This window comes from Pseudomonas sp. NPDC078416, assembly GCF_050268485.1.
Classification (GTDB): Bacteria; Pseudomonadota; Gammaproteobacteria; order Pseudomonadales; family Pseudomonadaceae; genus Aquipseudomonas.
Genome location: NZ_JBNNGV010000027.1, coordinates 52,918 through 71,590 on the forward strand (window position 1 = coordinate 52,918; position 18,673 = coordinate 71,590).

Sequence of the window (18,673 nt, forward strand, 5' to 3'; positions counted from 1 at the left end):
ATCCCCTTCCGTAATACCAAAAAAATCTTAAACCTCACAAATCACTTTAACTTCGAACGCCATTCGTTTGTTCATCCTCGGAAATATCCGTAGGACCGATCCGAAATCCGCCACATCTCCTGCGTAAGTGCTCCTAAATATCCGTCCTATAAGGGTTTTCCTCGTGAAGTCGCCTTGACGGTGTGGTGGGCGCATTCCTATAGTGTGCGCAAGTGGCGGAAAGTGGCGTGAAGTGGGTTTTTTGACCGCAAAAAGATAATATTTGGAGATCGCGCCTGTGTTCCGTGGTGCTAACGCAATCAATCTCGACGCAAAGGGCCGTCTCGCTATGCCGAGCCGGTACCGTGACGAGTTGGATTCGCGTAGCGCCGGCCAGATGATTGTCACCATTGATACCGTCGACCCGTGCTTGTGCATCTATCCGCTTCCCGAGTGGGAGCTGATTGAGGCCAAGTTGCGTGAGCTCGCCACATTCCGTGAAGAAAACCGTCGCCTGCAGCGGCTGTTGATCGGTAACGCGGTGGATCTGGAGCTGGACGGCAGCGGGCGTTTCCTGGTGCCGCCACGTTTGCGTGAATACGCCAACCTCGATAAGCGAGTGATGCTGGTAGGCCAGCTCAACAAGTTTCAACTGTGGGATGAGGACGCCTGGAACGCACTTGCTGATGCGGACTTGGCGGCCATTCAAAAACCGGGTGCGATGCCCGATGAACTGCGTGATTTGATCCTGTGACTACGAATAGCGGCTTTACCCACATCACCGTACTGCTCGAAGAAGCCGTCGAGGCTCTCGCGGTGCGCGCCGATGGCTGCTATCTGGATGGCACATTTGGTCGTGGCGGACATAGCCGCCTTATATTGCAGAACCTGGGTCCGGAGGGTCGGCTGCTCGGATTCGATAAAGATCCCCAAGCGATTGCCACCGGGCAAACGCTGGCGGCCGAAGACGGCCGCTTTGTCATTGTGCAGCGCAGCTTTGCTGAACTGGGCGCAGAGGCTCAAGAGCGAGGGTTGGCGGGCAAGGTCAGCGGCATTCTTCTGGATCTCGGTGTGTCGTCGCCACAACTGGACGACCCCGAGCGCGGTTTCAGCTTCATGAACGATGGCCCCCTCGACATGCGCATGGACCCGTCCCGCGGCGTCAGCGCAGCCGAGTTCGTCAATACCGCGCCCGCCGAAGAAATCGCCCGCGTTTTCAAAGAATACGGCGAAGAGCGTTTCTCCCGCCGGATGGCAGGTGCCGTCGTGGCCCGTCGCGAGACTCAACCGTTCGAACGCACCGGCGATCTGGCAGAAGTGCTGAAGGTCGCCAACCCGGCGTGGGAAAAGGGCAAGAACCCTGCGACCCGCGCGTTCCAGGGGCTGCGCATTCACGTCAACAACGAACTCGGTGATCTGGAAGCGGGCCTTGAGGCTGCGCTGGAAGCCCTCGAAGTCGGCGGCCGTCTGGTGGTCATCAGCTTCCACTCGCTGGAAGACCGCATCGTCAAATTGTTCATGCGCAAGCTGGTCAAGGGCGAAGCCGATAACCTGCCGCGCAACCTGCCGATCCGTCATCAGGCTTTCGAGCCGCGTATTAAATTGATCGGCAAGGCGCAGTTCGCTTCCGATGATGAAACCCGCGCCAATCCGCGTTCGCGCAGCGCCGTCATGCGCGTCGCGGAGAAACTCCGATGAGCCGCGGTTTCTTCAAGCCCCTCCCGGGCGGCAGCTTCTTCATGCTGATGTTGTTTATCGCCGTGCTGGTTTCGGCGATCGGCGTGGCGTACAGCGCGCACTGGAACCGTCAGCTGCTCAACTCCCTTTACGGTGAACTCAGCGTGCGCGACAAGGCGCAGGCCGAGTGGGGCCGCCTGATTCTTGAGCAAAGCACCTGGACCGCCCACAGCCGTATCGAAGCCCTGGCCACTGATCAGCTGAAAATGCGCATCCCGAACGCCGCCGATATCCGGATGGTGTCGCCATGATGAAACTTGAAGGGGCACTCTACCCGTGGCGGTTCCGCGTCGTGGTCGGCCTGCTGTCGGTCATGGTCATCGCGATCTGCTACCGCATCGTCGACCTGCAAGTCATCGACCATCGCTTCCTGATCGAACAGGGCGATGCGCGCAGCCTGCGTACCGTTTCGATTCCTGCCCACCGTGGTCTGATCACCGACCGCAACGGCGAGCCCCTTGCCGTCAGTACGCCGGTCACCACCATTTGGGCAAACCCGTCTGAAATGCAGGCCGACAAGACCAAGTGGGTCCAGCTTGCGCAGGCACTGGGGCAGGATCCCAAGGCACTGACGGATCGCCTCAATGAACAGGCAAGCAAAGAATTCATCTATCTGGTCCGTGGCCTGACCCCGGAGCAGGGTCAGTCGGTGCTCGACCTGAAAGTCCCGGGCGTTTACGGCAAGGAAGAATTCCGCCGTTTCTACCCTGCGGGCGATGTCACCGCGCACATGGTCGGCTTTACCGACCTCGACGATCACGGCCGTGAAGGCGTAGAGCTGGCCTATGAAGACTGGCTCGCCGGCGTCCCCGGCAAGCGGCAGGTCATCAAGGACCGGCGCGGCAGGATGATCAAGGACCTGCAAGTGAAGAAAAACGCCAAGGCCGGCAAGACCTTGGCTTTGTCTATTGATCTGCGCCTGCAATACCTGGCGACTCGCGAACTGCGCAACGCCATTCAGGAAAACGACGCCAAGGCCGGCAGCCTGGTGATCATGGACGTGAAAACCGGCGAAGTGCTGGCGATGGTCAATCAGCCGACCTACAACCCGAACAACCGTCGCACCATGGTGCCGGCCGCGATGCGTAACCGCGCGATCATCGACGTGTTCGAGCCGGGTTCGACCATGAAGCCGATCTCCATGACCGCCGCGCTGGAAAGCGGTCGCTGGAAACCGAGCGACAAGGTGGAGGTGTACCCGGGTACGTTGCAGATCGGTAAATACACCATCCGTGACGTGACCAAAACCGAAGGGCCGATCCTCGACCTGACCGGCATCCTGATCAATTCCAGTAACGTCGGCATGAGCAAAGTGGCGTTCGACGTCGGTGGCGAAGCGATTTTCCATGCCATGCAGCGTGTGGGCCTGGGGCAATACACCGGCCTCGGCTTCCCGGGCGAGCGCGTCGGCAACCTGCCGAACTACCGCGAGTGGCGCAAGGCTGAAACCGCCACGCTGTCGTATGGCTACGGCCTGTCCGTGACGGCGTTGCAGTTGGTGCACGCCTACGCGGCACTGGCCAACAACGGCAAGATCGTGCCGCTGACCATTCTCAAAACCGATAATCCAGCCGAGTCGGTTCAGGCGATTCCAGAGGCGACCGCCAAAACTGTGCAGGGCATGTTGCAGCAAGTGATCGAAGACCCGCGCGGCGTTTACCGTGCGCGCGTTCCGTCGTATCACGTGGCGGGCAAGTCCGGTACCGCGCGGAAGACGTCCGTGGGCACCAAGGGCTACGCGGAAAACTCCTACCGTTCTCTGTTCGCCGGTTTCGGCCCGATGAGCAACCCGCGTTACGCGGTCGTTGTGGTCATCGATGAGCCGAGCAAAGGCGGTTACTTCGGTGGTCTGGTTTCCGCTCCAGTATTCAGCAAGGTGATGTCGGGCACGCTGCGCTTGATGAACGTGCGCCCGGACAACCTCGCGCCGGTTCCGCCTGAACAACAAGCCAATGCCGTGCCCGCCGTCGCCCCAGTCAAGGGAGGACGTGGCTGATGTCTTTGAATTTGAGCAAGCTGTTTGCGCAGTGCAATCGCGATCTGCTGATTCGCGAACTGACCCTGGACAGCCGCAAGGTACGTCCGGGCGATCTGTTCCTGGCGATTCCGGGGCTAAAGGTCGATGGCCGTGAGCACATCACCGACGCCATTGCACACGGCGCGGCGGCTATCGCTTATGAAGCCGAAGGCGCCAAGGTACTGCCGATCACCGACATCCCGATGATGCCGGTCAAGGGTCTGGCAGCACAGCTGTCCGACCTCGCCGGGCGCTTCTATGGCGACCCGAGCCGCAACCTGAACCTGATCGGCGTGACCGGCACCAACGGCAAAACCAGCGTGACTCAACTGGTGGCGCAGGCGCTGGACAAGCTCGGGCAGCACTGCGGCATCATCGGCACGCTGGGCACCGGCTTCTATAGCGAGCTGAAAAGCGGTATTCACACCACGCCGGATCCGATTTCCGTGCAATCGACGCTCTATGACCTGAAAAGGGCCGGGGCCAAAGCGGTTGCCATGGAAGTCTCGTCCCACGGGCTGGATCAGGGCCGGGTGACCGCGCTGGCTTTTGATGTGGCGGTGATGACCAATCTGTCCCGCGACCATCTCGATTACCACGGCACCATGGAGGCCTACGCTGCTGCCAAGGCCAAGCTGTTCGCCTGGAATGACCTGCGCTGCCGTGTGGTCAATCTTGACGACGCGTTTGGTCGCCAGCTCGCGGCGGCGCCTCACCCTTCGCGTCTGATTAGCTACAGCCAGGAAGACAGCAGCGCTTACCTGTTCTGCCGTGATGCGCATTTCGATGACGATGGCGTGCGCGCGACCCTGGTAACGCCCCAAGGCAGCCATGCGCTGCGCAGCAGCCTGCTGGGTCGTTTCAACCTTAGCAATGTGCTGGCGGCGGTCGGCGCTTTGATGGGTCTCGATTACCCGCTGGATGACATTCTCAAAGTCCTGCCGACGCTGGAAGGCCCTGCTGGCCGGATGCAGCGTCTGGGCGGTGGCTCGCGTCCGCTGGTGGTGGTCGATTACGCCCACACCCCTGACGCCCTGGAAAAAGTGCTCGCCGCCTTGCGCCCCCATGCCAAAGGTCAGTTGACCTGCCTGTTTGGCTGCGGCGGTGATCGCGATCGCGGCAAGCGTCCGCTGATGGCGGAAGTGGTCGAGCGTCTGGCCGACAAAGTGCTGGTTACTGACGACAATCCGCGCAGCGAAGACCCGACCCGCATTTTCGATGACATCCGTGGCGGATTCGTCTCGGCTAACGCGGTCGATTTCGTTGCCGGGCGCGGTCAGGCCATCGCGCAGATCATTGCTCAGGCGTCCGCTGCCGATGTGATCGTGCTGGCGGGCAAGGGCCACGAGGATTACCAGGAAATAAACGGACAGCGTCAGCCGTTTTCCGATCTGGAAGAAGCGACCAAAGCGCTTGACGCCTGGGAGGCCGCACATGCTTAAGCCGCTCTCGTTCAGCGAATTGCTCGTGCCGCTCGACGCCCGCCGTGTGGGTCATGACTGCAGTTTCTCCGGTGTCAGCATCGACAGCCGTGCGATCACCCCTGGCCAGTTGTTCGTGGCGCTGACAGGCCCGCGTTTCGATGGTCACGACTACCTCGATCAAGTAGCGGCCAAAGGGGCAGTGGGCGCGTTGGTTGAACGCGAGATCCCGGGCAGTTCGCTGCCGCAGTTGATCGTCACCGACACCCGTAAAGCCCTGGCGCAACTTGGCGCGCTGAACCGCAATGCCTTTATAGACAAGCCGGTCGCTGCGATCACCGGCTCCAGCGGCAAGACCACCGTGAAGGAAATGCTTGCGAGCATCCTGCGCACGCGCGGTCCTGTGCTGGCGACGCGCGGCAACCTGAACAATGAACTGGGCGTGCCGTTGACGCTGCTGGAGCTGGCGCCGGAATTCGATGCAGCTGTCATTGAACTGGGCGCGTCCCGTGTGGGCGAGATCGCTTTCACGGTCAGCCTCACCAAGCCCCACGTCTCTGTCCTGACCAACGCCGGGACTGCCCACGTGGGCGAGTTCGGTGGCCCGGAAAAGATCGTCGAAGCCAAGGGCGAGATCATCGAAGGCCTGGACGCCCGCGGCGTGGCGGTATTGAGCCTCGACGACAAGGCGTTCGACATCTGGGTGGCCCGCGCCGGCTCACGCAAAGTGCTGAGCTTTGCGCTCAAAAACAGCCGTGCCGACTTCTATGCCAGTGACCTGGGCATTGATGCGCGCGGTTGCCCGGCGTTCACGCTGAACACCCCGAACGGCTCCGCCCCGGTGCAATTGAATCTGCTGGGCACGCACAACGTTGCCAACGCGTTGGCCGCTGCCGCTGCTGCCCATGCGCTGGACGTCTCGTTGCCGGGCATCGTCGCCGGGCTCGATAACGTACAGCCGGTCAAAGGCCGCACCGTTGCGCAACTGGCGCCGAACGGCATGCGCGTCATTGATGACACTTACAACGCCAACCCCACGTCCGTGGCGGCCGCGACCGACATCCTCACCGGTTTTCCGGGCCGCAAGGTGCTGGTGCTGGGCGATATCGGCGAGCTGGGTGCCTGGGCGGAGCAGGGCCATCGCGATGTCGGCGAATACGCAGTCGGCAAAGTCGACGCGCTGTATGCCGTCGGTCCGTTGATGGCCCATGCGGTCAAGGCTTTCGGGCAGGATGCCCGCCATTTTGAAACTCAGGCCGAGCTGATCGAAGCGCTTGGTGCCGAGCACGATGAAAACACCACCATTTTGATTAAAGGTTCACGCAGCGCTGCGATGGAAAACGTCGTAGCGGCCTTATGCGGAACACGCCTGGAGAAACATTAATGCTGCTGCTGCTGGCCGAGTATCTGCAACAGTTCTACAAAGGCTTCGCGGTCTTTCAGTACCTGACCCTGCGCGGGATTCTGGGCGTGCTCACTGCACTGTCACTTTCCCTGTGCCTGGGCCCGTGGATGATCCGCGCCTTGCAGAGCAAGCAGATCGGTCAATCCGTGCGCAACGACGGACCTCAATCGCACCTGTCCAAGTCCGGCACGCCGACCATGGGTGGCGCGCTGATTCTGTCTGCAATCGGCATCGCCACGTTGTTGTGGGCGGATCTGAGCAACCGTTATGTGTGGGTCGTGCTGATCGTCACGCTGCTGTTCGGCGCCATCGGTTGGGTCGACGACTACCGCAAGGTGATCGAGAAGAACTCGCGGGGCCTGCCGAGCCGCTGGAAATACTTTTGGCAATCGGTATTCGGCCTGGGCGCGGCGATCTTCCTTTATATGACTGCGCAGTCGCCCGTGGAAACCACGCTGCTGATCCCGATGCTCAAGGACTTCAGTATCCCGCTGGGCATTGGCTTCGTCGTGCTGACCTACTTCGTGATCGTCGGCTCCAGCAATGCCGTGAACCTCACCGATGGCCTGGACGGTCTGGCCATCATGCCAACGGTGATGGTCGGCGGCGCGCTGGGGATCTTCTGCTACCTGTCGGGTAACGTGAAATTCGCGGAATACCTGCTGATCCCTTACGTGCCGGGCGCGGGCGAATTGATCGTGTTCTGTGGCGCGCTGATCGGCGCGGGACTGGGTTTCCTCTGGTTCAACACCTATCCGGCTCAGGTCTTCATGGGCGACGTCGGCGCACTGGCACTGGGCGCGGCATTGGGCACCATCGCTGTCATCGTCCGTCAGGAAATCGTTCTGTTCATCATGGGCGGCGTCTTCGTCATGGAGACCCTGTCAGTCGTCATTCAGGTCGCATCCTTTAAATTGACCGGCCGCCGCGTTTTCCGCATGGCGCCCATCCATCACCACTTTGAACTCAAGGGCTGGCCCGAGCCGCGCGTGATCGTCCGTTTCTGGATCATCACCGTGATTCTGGTGTTGGTCGGCCTTGCCACGTTGAAACTGAGGTAGAACGAGTGTCACTGATCGCTTCTGACCACTTCCGCATCGTTGTCGGCCTCGGCAAGAGCGGCATGTCCCTGGTTCGCTTCCTGGCGAACCGGGGCGTGTCCTTTGCTGTCGCCGATACGCGGGAGCATCCGCCAGAACTCGCGACTTTGCGCCGTGACTACCCGCAGGTCGAAGTGCGCTGTGGTGAGCTAGACGTTGAATTCCTGTGCCGCGCGGACGAGCTATACGTCAGCCCCGGTCTGGCGCTGGCAACCCCGGCGTTGCAGCAAGCGGCCATGCGCGGCGTGAAGCTGTCCGGCGATATCGAGCTGTTCGCGCGCAATGCCAAGGCCCCCATCGTGGCCATCAGCGGATCGAACGCGAAAAGCACGGTCACCACGCTGGTGGGCGAGATGGCTGCGGCGGCGGGCAAGCGGGTTGCGGTCGGCGGCAATCTCGGCACGCCGGCCCTGGATCTGCTCAGCGATGACGTCGAGCTGTATGTCATGGAGCTGTCGAGCTTCCAGCTGGAAACCACCGATCAGCTCGGCGCTGAAGTGGCGACCGTGCTGAACATCAGCGAAGACCACATGGACCGCTACAGCGGCCTGCCGGCTTATCACCTGGCCAAGCACCGGATCTTCCGTGGCGCGCGGCAGGTGGTGGTCAACCGTCAGGACGCGCTGACCCGCCCGTTGATCGGCGAAGGCGTGCCGTGCTGGACCTTTGGTTTGAACAAGCCCGACAGAAACGGTTTCGGCTTGCGCGAAGAGAACGGCGAGAAGTATCTGGCCTTCCAGTTCGACAACCTGATGCCGGTCCGCGAGCTGAAAATTCGCGGCGGCCACAATCAGGCCAACGCCCTGGCTGCGCTGGCGCTGGGTCATGCGGTGGGTCTGCCGTTCGACGCCATGCTTGCCAGCCTCAAGACATTTGCCGGCCTGGTTCATCGCTGCCAATGGCTGCGTGAGCTCAACGGCGTGAATTATTACGACGACTCCAAAGCGACCAACGTCGGTGCCGCATTGGCGGCGATTGAAGGCTTGGGCGCCGACATCGACGGCAAGCTGGTGCTGATTGCCGGCGGCGACGGCAAGGGCGCGGATTTCACCCCGCTCAAAGCCCCGGTTGCCGCCCATTGCCGCGCCGTCGTCCTGCTGGGCCGCGATGCGGATCTGCTCGCCGCGACCTTCGGCGATTCGGTGCCTCTGGTACGCGTCACTACATTGGAAGAAGCCGTGCAACGTGCTGCTGATATCGCGCAGGAAGGGGACGCCGTGTTGCTGTCGCCCGCCTGCGCAAGCCTGGACATGTTCAAGAATTTCGAAGAGCGCGGACAACTGTTCGCCCGGGCCGTGGGGGACTTGTCATGATTTTTGGCGTGATCAAGCCGTACCCGTCGCCGATCATCAGCGGCCGTGGCGTTGACGTCGATTTCCCGATGCTCGCCGGCTGCCTCGCGTTGTTGGGCCTGGGCCTGGTGATGATCACTTCCGCCTCGTCGGAAGTGGCCGCCGTTCAGTCAGGCAACGCGCTGTACATGATGACCCGGCACCTGATCTATCTGGTGCTCGGCCTGATCGCCTGCGTCGCGACCATGATGGTGCCGGTCGCCACTTGGCAGCGGCTGGGATGGCTGATGCTGATCGGCGCGTTCGGCCTGTTGATCGCTGTGATCGTGCCCGGCATCGGGCGTGAGGTGAACGGTTCGATGCGCTGGATCGGCTTCGGCATGTTCAACGTGCAGCCTTCGGAAATCGCCAAAGTATTCGTGGTGATTTTCCTCGCTGGTTACCTGATTCGTCGCCAGCAGGAAGTGCGCGAGAGCTGGATGGGCTTCTTCAAGCCTTTCATCGTGTTGCTGCCCATGGCGGGTTTGCTGCTGATGGAGCCGGACTTCGGCGCCACGGTCGTGATGATGGGCGCGGCGGCGGCGATGCTGTTCCTCGGGGGCGTCGGCCTGTTCCGTTTCAGTCTGATGGTGGCTTTGGCGGTCGGCGCTGTGTTCGTGCTGGTTCAGGCGCAGCCGTACCGGATGGCTCGTCTGATTACCTTCACCGACCCGTGGTCCGATCAATTCGGTTCCGGCTACCAACTGACCCAGGCGCTGATCGCCTTCGGTCGTGGCGAATGGTTCGGCGTCGGCCTCGGCAACAGCGTGCAGAAGCAGTTCTATCTGCCGGAAGCGCACACCGACTTCGTGTTCTCGGTGCTGGCCGAAGAGCTGGGCGTGGTGGGTTCGCTCGCCACGGTCGGTCTGTTCGTGTTCGTCAGTATCCGTGCGATGTACATCGGCATGTGGGCCGAGCGCGCCAAGCAGTTCTTCGCCGCGTACACCGCGTACGGCCTGGCCTTCCTGTGGATTGGTCAATTCCTGATCAACATCGGCGTGAACGTCGGCTTGCTGCCGACCAAGGGTCTGACCCTGCCGTTCCTCAGCTACGGCGGCAGTTCCTTGATCATCTGCTGCGCCAGCCTGGGTCTGTTGCTGCGGATCGAGTGGGAATCGCGCAACAACATGGGCAGTGAAGAAGCCGAGTTCCAGGAAAGCGACTTTGCCGAGGAGCCGACCCATGGCCGCCGGTAACGTTTTGATCATGGCAGGCGGCACCGGCGGACACGTGTTCCCGGCGCTGGCGTGCGCCCGTGAGTTCCAGGCCCGCGGGTACACCGTGCATTGGCTGGGAACGCCGCGCGGCATCGAGAACGAACTGGTGCCCGCCGCAGGTTTGAAGCTGCACCTGATCAACGTCACCGGTTTGCGTGGCAAGGGCCGGCTGTCGTTGCTCAAGGCGCCGTTCATGTTGATCAAGGCGTTGTTGCAGGCGCGCAAGATCGTGGGTGAGTTGAAGCCGGTCTGCGTCGTCGGCTTTGGTGGCTACGTGACAGGCCCCGGCGGTCTGGCGGCCAAGCTGGCTGGCGTGCCGCTGATCATCCACGAGCAAAATGCTGTAGCGGGTACGGCCAATCGCAGCCTGGCGTCGTTCGCCGCGCGGGTCTGTGAAGCATTCCCGCAGACGTTCGCCGCGTCGGCCAAGCGTCGCACCACCGGTAACCCGGTGCGCGCCGAGCTGTTTTTCGAGACACCGCGCCAGACGCTGATCGGCCGCCGGCCGCGTTTGCTGGTGCTGGGCGGAAGCCTGGGCGCCGAGCCGCTGAATAAATTGCTGCCGGAAGCCCTGGCGCAAGTGCCTGCCGACATCCGCCCTGAAGTGTTTCATCAGGCCGGCAAGCATCACGATGAAGTGACCGCCGAGCGTTACCGCGCCGCCGGTGTCGAGGCGCAGGTCGCCCCCTTCATCAAAGACATGGCCCAGGCCTATGGCTGGGCGGATCTGGTGGTCTGCCGCGCAGGTGCGTTGACCGTCAGCGAACTGGCTGCTGCCGGACTGCCGTCGTTGCTGGTGCCATTGCCCCACGCGATCGACGATCACCAGTCGCGCAACGCCGAATATCTGGCTCGCGAGGGCGCTGCCTTCGTCATGCCGCAAGCGACAACTGGCGCCGCCGAAATGGCCGCTCGCCTGAAAGAGGTTTTGATGCAACCCGAACAATTGAACCGCATGGCCGTCACGGCTCGCCAACTGGCCAAGCCTGACGCCACCAACACCGTCGTCGATATCTGCCTGGAGGTGGCCCATGGTTGAGAATCAACGCGCCATGCCACAGCCGGAAATGCGCCGCATCCGTCGTATCCACTTCGTAGGCATCGGCGGCGTGGGGATGTGCGGTATTGCCGAAGTGTTGCTGAACCTGGGCTATGACGTGTCTGGTTCCGACCTCAAGGCTTCGCCTGTGACCGAGCGTCTCGAATCGTTCGGCGCGCAGATCTTCATCGGCCATCGCGCTGAAAACGCCTCGACGGCTGACGTGCTGGTGGTGTCCAGCGCAGTGAACACGTCCAACCCGGAAGTGGCGACCGCTCTTGAGCGTCGCATTCCTGTGGTGCCGCGCGCTGAAATGCTGGCCGAGCTGATGCGCTATCGCCACGGCATCGCGGTCGCCGGTACCCACGGCAAAACCACCACGACCAGCCTGATCGCCTCGGTGTTCGCGGCGGGTGGCCTTGATCCGACCTTCGTGATCGGCGGGCGTCTGAACGCTGCCGGCACCAATGCGCAGCTGGGAACCAGCCGTTACCTGATCGCCGAAGCCGACGAAAGCGACGCCAGTTTCCTGCACCTGCAGCCGCTGGTGGCCGTGGTCACCAACATCGACGCTGATCACATGGCGACCTACGAAGGCGACTTCAACAAACTGAAGAAGACCTTCGTCGAATTCCTGCACAACCTGCCGTTCTACGGTCTGGCCGTGGTCTGCATCGATGATCCGGTGGTGCGCGACATCCTGCCGTCGGTCAAGCGTCCGATCATGACCTACGGCTTCGATGACGCCGCCGACGTGCGCGCGATCAATGTGCGTCAGGACGGCATGCACACACACTTCACCGTGCTGCGTCGTGACCGCGAGCCACTGGATGTGTCGGTCAACATGCCAGGCAAGCACAACGTGCTGAACTCGCTGGCAACCATTGCCATCGCCACTGACGAGGGCGTCTCTGACGAAGCCATCGTTCAGGGCCTGTCGGGATTCCAGGGCGTAGGCCGGCGCTTCCAGGTGTACGGCGAACTGCCGGTGGAAGGCGGCAACGTCATGCTGGTCGACGACTACGGCCACCATCCGCGTGAAGTGGCTGCCGTGATCAATGCCGTGCGCGGTGGCTGGCCGGACCGTCGTCTGGTCATGGTCTATCAGCCGCACCGCTACAGCCGTACCCGCGATCTGTACGACGATTTCGTGCAGGTGCTCAACGAAGCCAACGTGCTGCTGCTGATGGAAGTCTATCCGGCCGGTGAAGAACCGATTCCGGGCGCGGACAGCCGTCAGCTGGCCCACAGCATTCGTCAGCGCGGTCAGCTTGATCCGATCTACATCGAGCGTGGCGTCGAACTGGCCCCGCTGGTCAAGCCGCTGCTGCGCGCTGGCGACATCCTGCTGTGCCAGGGCGCCGGCGATATCGGCGGGCTCGCACCGCAATTGCTGAAAAGCCCGCTGTTCACTGGCGCCATCGTGGCCTCAACCGAAGGTAAGCTGAAATGACAGCCGCCCTGCAGTCCGCCCTGTTCTCGACGCTGGAGCCGAAACGCTTCGGTCGCGTCGCCGTGCTGTTCGGCGGCAAGAGCGCGGAGCGGGAGGTTTCCCTGAAATCCGGCAGCGCAGTGCTTGAAGCCCTGCAAAGCGCAGGCGTCGACGCGTTCGGTATCGACGTGGGCGAGGATTTCCTGCAGCGGCTGGTCAGCGAAAAAATCGATCGCGCGTTCATCGTGCTGCACGGTCGTGGCGGCGAAGACGGCACCATGCAGGGTCTGCTGGAGTGCCTGGAAATTCCTTACACCGGCAGCGGCGTGCTCGCGTCGGCGCTGGCCATGGACAAGCTGCGCACCAAGCAGGTCTGGCAGAGTCTCGGCTTGCCGACGCCGCGCCATGCCGTGCTGTGCAGTGAGGCAAATTGTATTTCTGCGGCGACGGAACTGGGCTTTCCTTTGATCGTCAAACCCGCCCATGAAGGTTCCAGTATCGGTATGGCCAAGGTGACCGGCGTCGATGAACTGATCGCCGCCTGGACCGCCGCCCGTACCTACGATTCGCAAGTGTTGGTCGAACAATGGATCGAAGGTCCGGAGTTCACCATCGCCTCTCTGCGTGGGCAGGTCTTGCCTCCCATCGGTCTGGGTACTTCCCACAGTTTTTACGACTACGACGCCAAATACCTGGCTTCCGATACCCAGTACCGGATTCCGTGCGGCCTCGATGCAGCCAAAGAAGATGAACTCAAGGCACTCACGGCGCGGGCCTGTGAAGCGGTCGGCATTGCCGGCTGGGCACGCACCGACGTCATGCAGGACGCCGACGGCAAATTCTGGCTGCTGGAAGTCAATACCGTGCCCGGCATGACCGACCACAGCCTTGTACCGATGGCTGCGCGGGCGGCCGGGCTCGATTTCCAACAGTTGGTGTTAGCGATTCTGGCCGACAGCGTCCAGGTGCGAGGGTAAATCATGCACGGCGCAACGGTTCGTCATCAGCAATCCGCTACCGGCCGCAACAAGCCGGTGCCGCGTGGTGCCAGCCGCATGGTTGCCAAGGAGCCCATGTCGTCGCGCATGCCGCGACCGAACTTCGGTTTCCTGCGCAGCCTGATGTGGCCGGTGTTGTTGGTCGTGCTGGGGTTCGGGACGTACGAAGCCGCCCAGCGTTTGTTGCCGTACGCCGACCGTCCGATCTCGCGGATCAACGTCCAGGGCGACCTGAGCTACATCAGTCAGCAGGCCGTGCAGCAGCGAATCGCGCCGTACGTGGCGACGAGCTTTTTCAACGTCGACCTGGCCGGCATGCGCACCGAGCTTGAGCAAATGCCGTGGATTGCCCACGCCGAGGTCCGTCGCGTCTGGCCGGATCAGGTGGTGATCCGTCTGGAAGAACAACTACCGGTTGCGCGCTGGGGCGATCAATCCCTGCTGAACAACCAGGGTCAGGCATTCACCCCGCGTGAACTGGCCAACTACGAACACCTTCCGCAGTTGTTCGGGCCTCAACGGGCTCAACAGCAGGTGATGCAGCAGTACCAGGTCCTGAGCCAGATGTTGCGCCCGTTGGGGTTCTCCATCGCTCGCCTGGAGCTGCGTGAGCGAGGCAGCTGGTTTCTGACCACTGGCGCAGGAACTTCAGGCCCAGGCCTGGAGCTGCTGCTGGGACGAGGCAATCTGCTTGAGAAGATGCGCCGCTTTATCGCCATCTACGACAAGACACTGAAAGACCAGATTACGAACATTGCGCGAGTCGACCTTCGTTACAACAACGGCCTGGCCGTTGGTTGGCGCGAACAGGCAGCAGCGCCAACGACGGACAAACCCGCCGTCGCGAAGAATTGATAAGAGGCAGGACCCATGGCAAACGTGCAAAGCGGCAAAATGATCGTCGGATTGGATATCGGCACCTCCAAAGTGGTGGCGCTGGTAGGCGAAGTCGCGGCTGATGGCACGCTGGAAATCGTCGGTATCGGCACTCACCCGTCCCGCGGCCTGAAGAAGGGCGTGGTGGTGAATATCGAATCCACCGTGCAATCGATCCAGCGCGCGGTAGAAGAAGCGCAGCTGATGGCCGGTTGCCGCATTCACTCGGCGTTCGTTGGCGTCGCGGGCAATCACATCCGCAGCCTGAACTCCCACGGCATCGTGGCGATTCGTGACCGTGAAGTCAGCTCGGCTGACCTTGAGCGCGTGCTCGACGCTGCCCAGGCCGTGGCGATCCCGGCTGACCAGCGCGTGCTGCACACGCTGCCGCAGGACTACGTCATCGATAACCAGGAAGGCGTTCGCGAGCCACTGGGCATGTCGGGCGTGCGTCTGGAAGCCAAGGTTCACGTGGTGACCTGCGCAGTGAATGCTGCACAGAACATCGAAAAATGCGTGCGCCGCTGTGGCCTCGAAGTCGACGACATCATTCTCGAGCAACTGGCTTCGGCTTACTCGGTGCTGACTGACGACGAGAAAGAGCTGGGCGTGTGCCTGGTGGACATCGGCGGCGGCACCACTGACATCGCGATCTTCACCGAAGGCGCGATCCGTCACACCGCCGTGATCCCGATTGCCGGCGACCAGGTCACCAACGACATCGCCATGGCGCTGCGTACACCGACCCAGTACGCCGAAGAAATCAAGATCCGCTACGCCTGCGCCCTGGCCAAACTGGCCGGCGCCGGCGAAACCATCAAAGTGCCCAGCGTCGGCGACCGTCCGCCCCGTGAGCTGTCCCGTCAGGCCCTCGCCGAAGTGGTCGAGCCGCGCTATGACGAGCTGTTCACCCTGATTCAGGCCGAACTGCGTCGCAGCGGCTACGAAGACTTGATCCCGGCCGGCATCGTGCTGACCGGTGGCACCTCGAAAATGGAAGGCGCGGTCGAACTGGCCGAAGAGATCTTCCACATGCCGGTCCGCCTTGGCGTGCCGCACAGCGTCAAAGGGCTCGCGGACGTCGTTCGCAACCCGATCTACTCAACCGGCGTCGGCCTGTTGCTGTACGGACTGCAAAAGCAGTCTGACGGCATCTCGCTGTCCGGCCTTTCCGGCTCCGGTAGCAGTTATAGCGATGAACCGAAGGCCCCAGTGTTAGAGCGTCTCAAGCGCTGGGTTCAGGGGAATTTCTAAGATTCAAAAAGTGGTAGGCAGGCAACAGGCGACATAAAACTAGAGAACTGAAGGAGAGGGAACATGTTCGAGCTCGTAGACAACATCCCACAAAGCCCGGTAATTAAAGTTATCGGCGTTGGTGGTGGCGGCGGCAACGCAGTCAATCACATGGTCAAAAGCAACATCGAAGGCGTCGAGTTCATCTGCGCCAACACCGATGCTCAGGCCCTGAAAAACATTGGCGCACGTACCATTCTGCAATTGGGTACCGGCGTGACCAAAGGCCTGGGCGCAGGTGCGAATCCTGAAGTCGGCCGTCAGGCTGCACTGGAAGACCGCGAGCGCATCGCTGAAGTGCTGCAAGGCACCAACATGGTCTTCATCACCACTGGCATGGGCGGCGGTACCGGTACCGGTGCTGCACCGATCATTGCCGAAGTGGCCAAGGAAATGGGCATTCTGACCGTTGCGGTCGTGACGCGTCCGTTCCCGTTCGAAGGCCGCAAGCGCATGCAGATCGCCGATGAAGGCATCCGCGCGCTGTCCGAAAGCGTCGACTCGTTGATCACCATTCCCAACGAGAAGCTGCTGACCATCCTGGGTAAAGACGCCAGCCTGCTGTCGGCTTTCGCCAAGGCTGACGATGTACTGGCCGGTGCCGTTCGCGGTATCTCCGACATCATCAAGCGTCCGGGCATGATCAACGTCGACTTCGCCGACGTACGCACCGTGATGTCCGAAATGGGCATGGCGATGATGGGCACTGGCTGCGCCAGCGGTCCGAACCGTGCGCGTGAAGCCACCGAAGCGGCCATCCGCAACCCATTGCTCGAAGACGTGAACCTGCAAGGTGCTCGCGGCATTCTGGTCAACATCACCGCCGGTCCTGACCTGTCTTTGGGTGAGTACTCCGACGTGGGTAGCATCATCGAAGCGTTCGCCTCCGAGCACGCCATGGTCAAGGTCGGTACCGTTATCGATCCGGACATGCGCGACGAGCTGCACGTGACTGTGGTTGCCACCGGCCTGGGTGCAAAAATCGAGAAGCCTGTGAAGGTCATCGACAACACTATGCAGACCGCTCAAGCCGCACCTGCGCAGCAACATGCCGCACGCCAGGAGCTGCCTTCGGTCAACTACCGCGATCTGGACCGTCCAACCGTGATGCGCAATCAGGCACACGCGGGCGCAACAGCCGCCGCGAAGATGAATCCGCAAGACGATCTGGATTACCTGGACATTCCAGCGTTCCTGCGTCGTCAGGCTGATTAATGGGTTCTATCAGGGGTATAAGGGTGATTGGTGTTCAGCAAAGGCGGGGTCTGCTATCATCGCCAGCCTTTGTTGATACTAATTCGCGATACGCGCTGAAGCGGCCAATGCCATGATTAAACAACGCACCCTGAAAAATATTATCCGTGCCACAGGTATCGGCCTGCACTCGGGGGAGAAGGTTTACCTGACCCTCAAACCAGCACCTGTGAACGCTGGCATTGTGTTTTTCCGTACCGACCTTGAGCCGGTCGTCCAGATCAACGCTCACGCGTTGAATGTGGGTGACACCACGCTCTCCACGACGCTGTTCAATGGCGACGTGAAGGTCGATACGGTCGAGCACTTGCTGTCGGCCATGGCCGGCCTTGGCATCGATAACGCCTACGTTGAACTTTCTGCCTCCGAAGTTCCAATCATGGATGGCAGCGCAGGTCCCTTCGTATTCCTGATTCAATCGGCTGGCCTGGAAGAACAGGACGCACCGAAGAAATTCATCCGCATACTTAAAGAGGTGTGCGTAGAAGAAGACGGCAAGTCCGCCAAGTTTTTACCGTTTGAAGGTTTCAAGGTCGGGTTCGAGATCGATTTCGATCACCCGTATCTGAAGAACCGCACGCAAACGGCTTGTGTGGATTTTTCCAGCACTTCGTTCGTTAAAGAAGTGAGCCGTGCGCGGACATTCGGTTTCATGAAAGACATCGAATACCTGCGTAAGCACAACCTTGCTCTGGGCGGCAGCGTTGAAAACGCGATCGTCGTGGACAAGGACGGCGTGTTGAACGAGGACGGTCTTCGTTATGAAGACGAGTTCGTGAAGCACAAGATTCTGGATGCCATCGGTGACCTGTATCTGTTGGGCAACAGTCTGATCGGCGAGTATCAGGGCTTCAAGTCGGGACACGGTCTGAACAATCGTTTGCTTCGTGCGTTGATCGCTCAGGAAGACGCTTGGGAAGTTGTGACCTTCGAAGATGCCAGCACCGCACCGATCTCTTACATGCGCCCCGTTGCGGCGGTGTAAACAGTCTCTTCTTCCTAGTTTTTGATGTTTTCAGGCCACCTTCGGGTGGCCTTTTTTATGGGTGAGATTTCGAGGGTCACAGGAGCGGTTTACGGATTTTGATGGTGTACATATCCGTTATCTGCATTCGCAGGAATTATGGTTCCGCCCTTACGGCGGGTCACTTTTTCCAAGAGCCGAAAAAGTAACCAAAAAGGCCCTGCTCCTGGTTTGGCCCTTCCTTCGTCAGGGTTCCTTCACTTCGGTCTCGCTCCGTGGGCCCGCGCCGAACGGGCATCCATGCCCTGACGGCGCTCTCGCCGCATCCATGCGGCTCGGCCCACTGCGCGAGACCTGCGTTCAGCCTACACCCAAGTCACGTTTGGCGGTGTTTGAGCCTTTTGCGTATGAAGATCAAAAGCACATCACAAGCGCGTTTAAAGCAGAACAAAAGCTTCCCGGGTGAAGCCGGTCCTACGGAGCGCCGCCGATCCCGCTGGCTGCGCACTCGGGTATGTAGTGGTCAACTAATTCCGGACACCTCGATAGGTTGTCTCAACGCCATCGTCCGTTCGTAAACGGTCGGTGGCAGGTACCCCAGTTTCGAGTG

General features: G+C 61.1%; 16 protein-coding genes. All 16 read left to right on the plus strand.

What is annotated here, in order from left to right; all coding sequences use genetic code 11:
• Nucleotides 1-277 precede the first annotated feature (277 nt).
• The 16 genes from mraZ (at nt 278) to lpxC (ending at nt 18,084) form a co-directional block, all read left to right on the plus strand.
• Nucleotides 278-733 (plus strand): division/cell wall cluster transcriptional repressor MraZ, encoded by a 456-nt coding sequence (mraZ, locus tag ACQKEN_RS20320; protein WP_074884760.1) that lies wholly within the window; start codon nt 278-280, stop codon nt 731-733.
• Nucleotides 730-1,677, plus strand: a complete 948-nt coding sequence (rsmH, locus tag ACQKEN_RS20325; RefSeq protein ID WP_427688229.1) for a 16S rRNA (cytosine(1402)-N(4))-methyltransferase RsmH — start codon at nt 730-732, stop codon at nt 1,675-1,677. The genes mraZ and rsmH overlap by 4 nt, the downstream gene beginning before the upstream one ends.
• Nucleotides 1,674-1,967: a cell division protein FtsL gene (gene ftsL, locus ACQKEN_RS20330; protein ID WP_037014701.1), complete on the plus strand. Its 294-nt coding sequence runs from the start codon at nt 1,674-1,676 to the stop codon at nt 1,965-1,967. The genes rsmH and ftsL overlap by 4 nt, the downstream gene beginning before the upstream one ends.
• Nucleotides 1,967-3,712, plus strand: coding sequence for a peptidoglycan D,D-transpeptidase FtsI family protein (locus tag ACQKEN_RS20335; RefSeq protein WP_197985980.1), 1,746 nt, complete (start codon nt 1,967-1,969; stop codon nt 3,710-3,712). Before ftsL ends, ACQKEN_RS20335 begins: the two co-directional genes overlap by 1 nt.
• Nucleotides 3,712-5,175 carry a UDP-N-acetylmuramoyl-L-alanyl-D-glutamate--2,6-diaminopimelate ligase gene (locus ACQKEN_RS20340; RefSeq protein ID WP_427688231.1) on the plus strand — a complete coding sequence of 488 codons (1,464 nt, stop codon included), beginning with the start codon at nt 3,712-3,714 and terminating at the stop codon, nt 5,173-5,175. The genes ACQKEN_RS20335 and ACQKEN_RS20340 overlap by 1 nt, the downstream gene beginning before the upstream one ends.
• A complete protein-coding gene (locus tag ACQKEN_RS20345; RefSeq protein WP_427688233.1) occupies nt 5,168-6,538 on the plus strand; it encodes a UDP-N-acetylmuramoyl-tripeptide--D-alanyl-D-alanine ligase in 1,371 nt (456 codons plus the stop codon). Before ACQKEN_RS20340 ends, ACQKEN_RS20345 begins: the two co-directional genes overlap by 8 nt.
• Nucleotides 6,538-7,620, plus strand: coding sequence for a phospho-N-acetylmuramoyl-pentapeptide-transferase (gene mraY, locus ACQKEN_RS20350; RefSeq protein WP_037014691.1), 1,083 nt, complete (start codon nt 6,538-6,540; stop codon nt 7,618-7,620). The genes ACQKEN_RS20345 and mraY overlap by 1 nt, the downstream gene beginning before the upstream one ends.
• 5 nt (nt 7,621-7,625) lie before the next feature.
• Nucleotides 7,626-8,972 carry a UDP-N-acetylmuramoyl-L-alanine--D-glutamate ligase gene (gene murD, locus ACQKEN_RS20355; RefSeq protein WP_427688235.1) on the plus strand — a complete coding sequence of 449 codons (1,347 nt, stop codon included), beginning with the start codon at nt 7,626-7,628 and terminating at the stop codon, nt 8,970-8,972.
• Complete coding sequence (gene ftsW / locus ACQKEN_RS20360) at nt 8,969-10,186, plus strand: putative lipid II flippase FtsW (RefSeq protein ID WP_037014687.1); 1,218 nt, start codon at nt 8,969-8,971, stop codon at nt 10,184-10,186. The genes murD and ftsW overlap by 4 nt, the downstream gene beginning before the upstream one ends.
• Nucleotides 10,173-11,246, plus strand: a complete 1,074-nt coding sequence (gene murG, locus ACQKEN_RS20365) for an undecaprenyldiphospho-muramoylpentapeptide beta-N-acetylglucosaminyltransferase (protein ID WP_265388473.1) — start codon at nt 10,173-10,175, stop codon at nt 11,244-11,246. The genes ftsW and murG overlap by 14 nt, the downstream gene beginning before the upstream one ends.
• Nucleotides 11,239-12,699, plus strand: a complete 1,461-nt coding sequence (murC, locus tag ACQKEN_RS20370; protein WP_133772215.1) for a UDP-N-acetylmuramate--L-alanine ligase — start codon at nt 11,239-11,241, stop codon at nt 12,697-12,699. Before murG ends, murC begins: the two co-directional genes overlap by 8 nt.
• Nucleotides 12,696-13,655: a D-alanine--D-alanine ligase gene (locus ACQKEN_RS20375; RefSeq protein WP_427688238.1), complete on the plus strand. Its 960-nt coding sequence runs from the start codon at nt 12,696-12,698 to the stop codon at nt 13,653-13,655. Before murC ends, ACQKEN_RS20375 begins: the two co-directional genes overlap by 4 nt.
• 3 nt (nt 13,656-13,658) lie before the next feature.
• Nucleotides 13,659-14,531, plus strand: a complete 873-nt coding sequence (locus ACQKEN_RS20380; protein WP_427688240.1) for a cell division protein FtsQ/DivIB — start codon at nt 13,659-13,661, stop codon at nt 14,529-14,531.
• Between the two features lie 15 nt (nt 14,532-14,546).
• A complete protein-coding gene (gene ftsA / locus ACQKEN_RS20385; RefSeq protein WP_037014678.1) occupies nt 14,547-15,806 on the plus strand; it encodes a cell division protein FtsA in 1,260 nt (419 codons plus the stop codon).
• Between the two features lie 63 nt (nt 15,807-15,869).
• Nucleotides 15,870-17,060, plus strand: coding sequence for a cell division protein FtsZ (gene ftsZ / locus ACQKEN_RS20390; protein WP_074884474.1), 1,191 nt, complete (start codon nt 15,870-15,872; stop codon nt 17,058-17,060).
• Between the two features lie 112 nt (nt 17,061-17,172).
• Complete coding sequence (lpxC, locus tag ACQKEN_RS20395) at nt 17,173-18,084, plus strand: UDP-3-O-acyl-N-acetylglucosamine deacetylase (RefSeq protein ID WP_065992158.1); 912 nt, start codon at nt 17,173-17,175, stop codon at nt 18,082-18,084.
• The last annotated feature ends 589 nt before the right edge of the window (nt 18,085-18,673 follow it).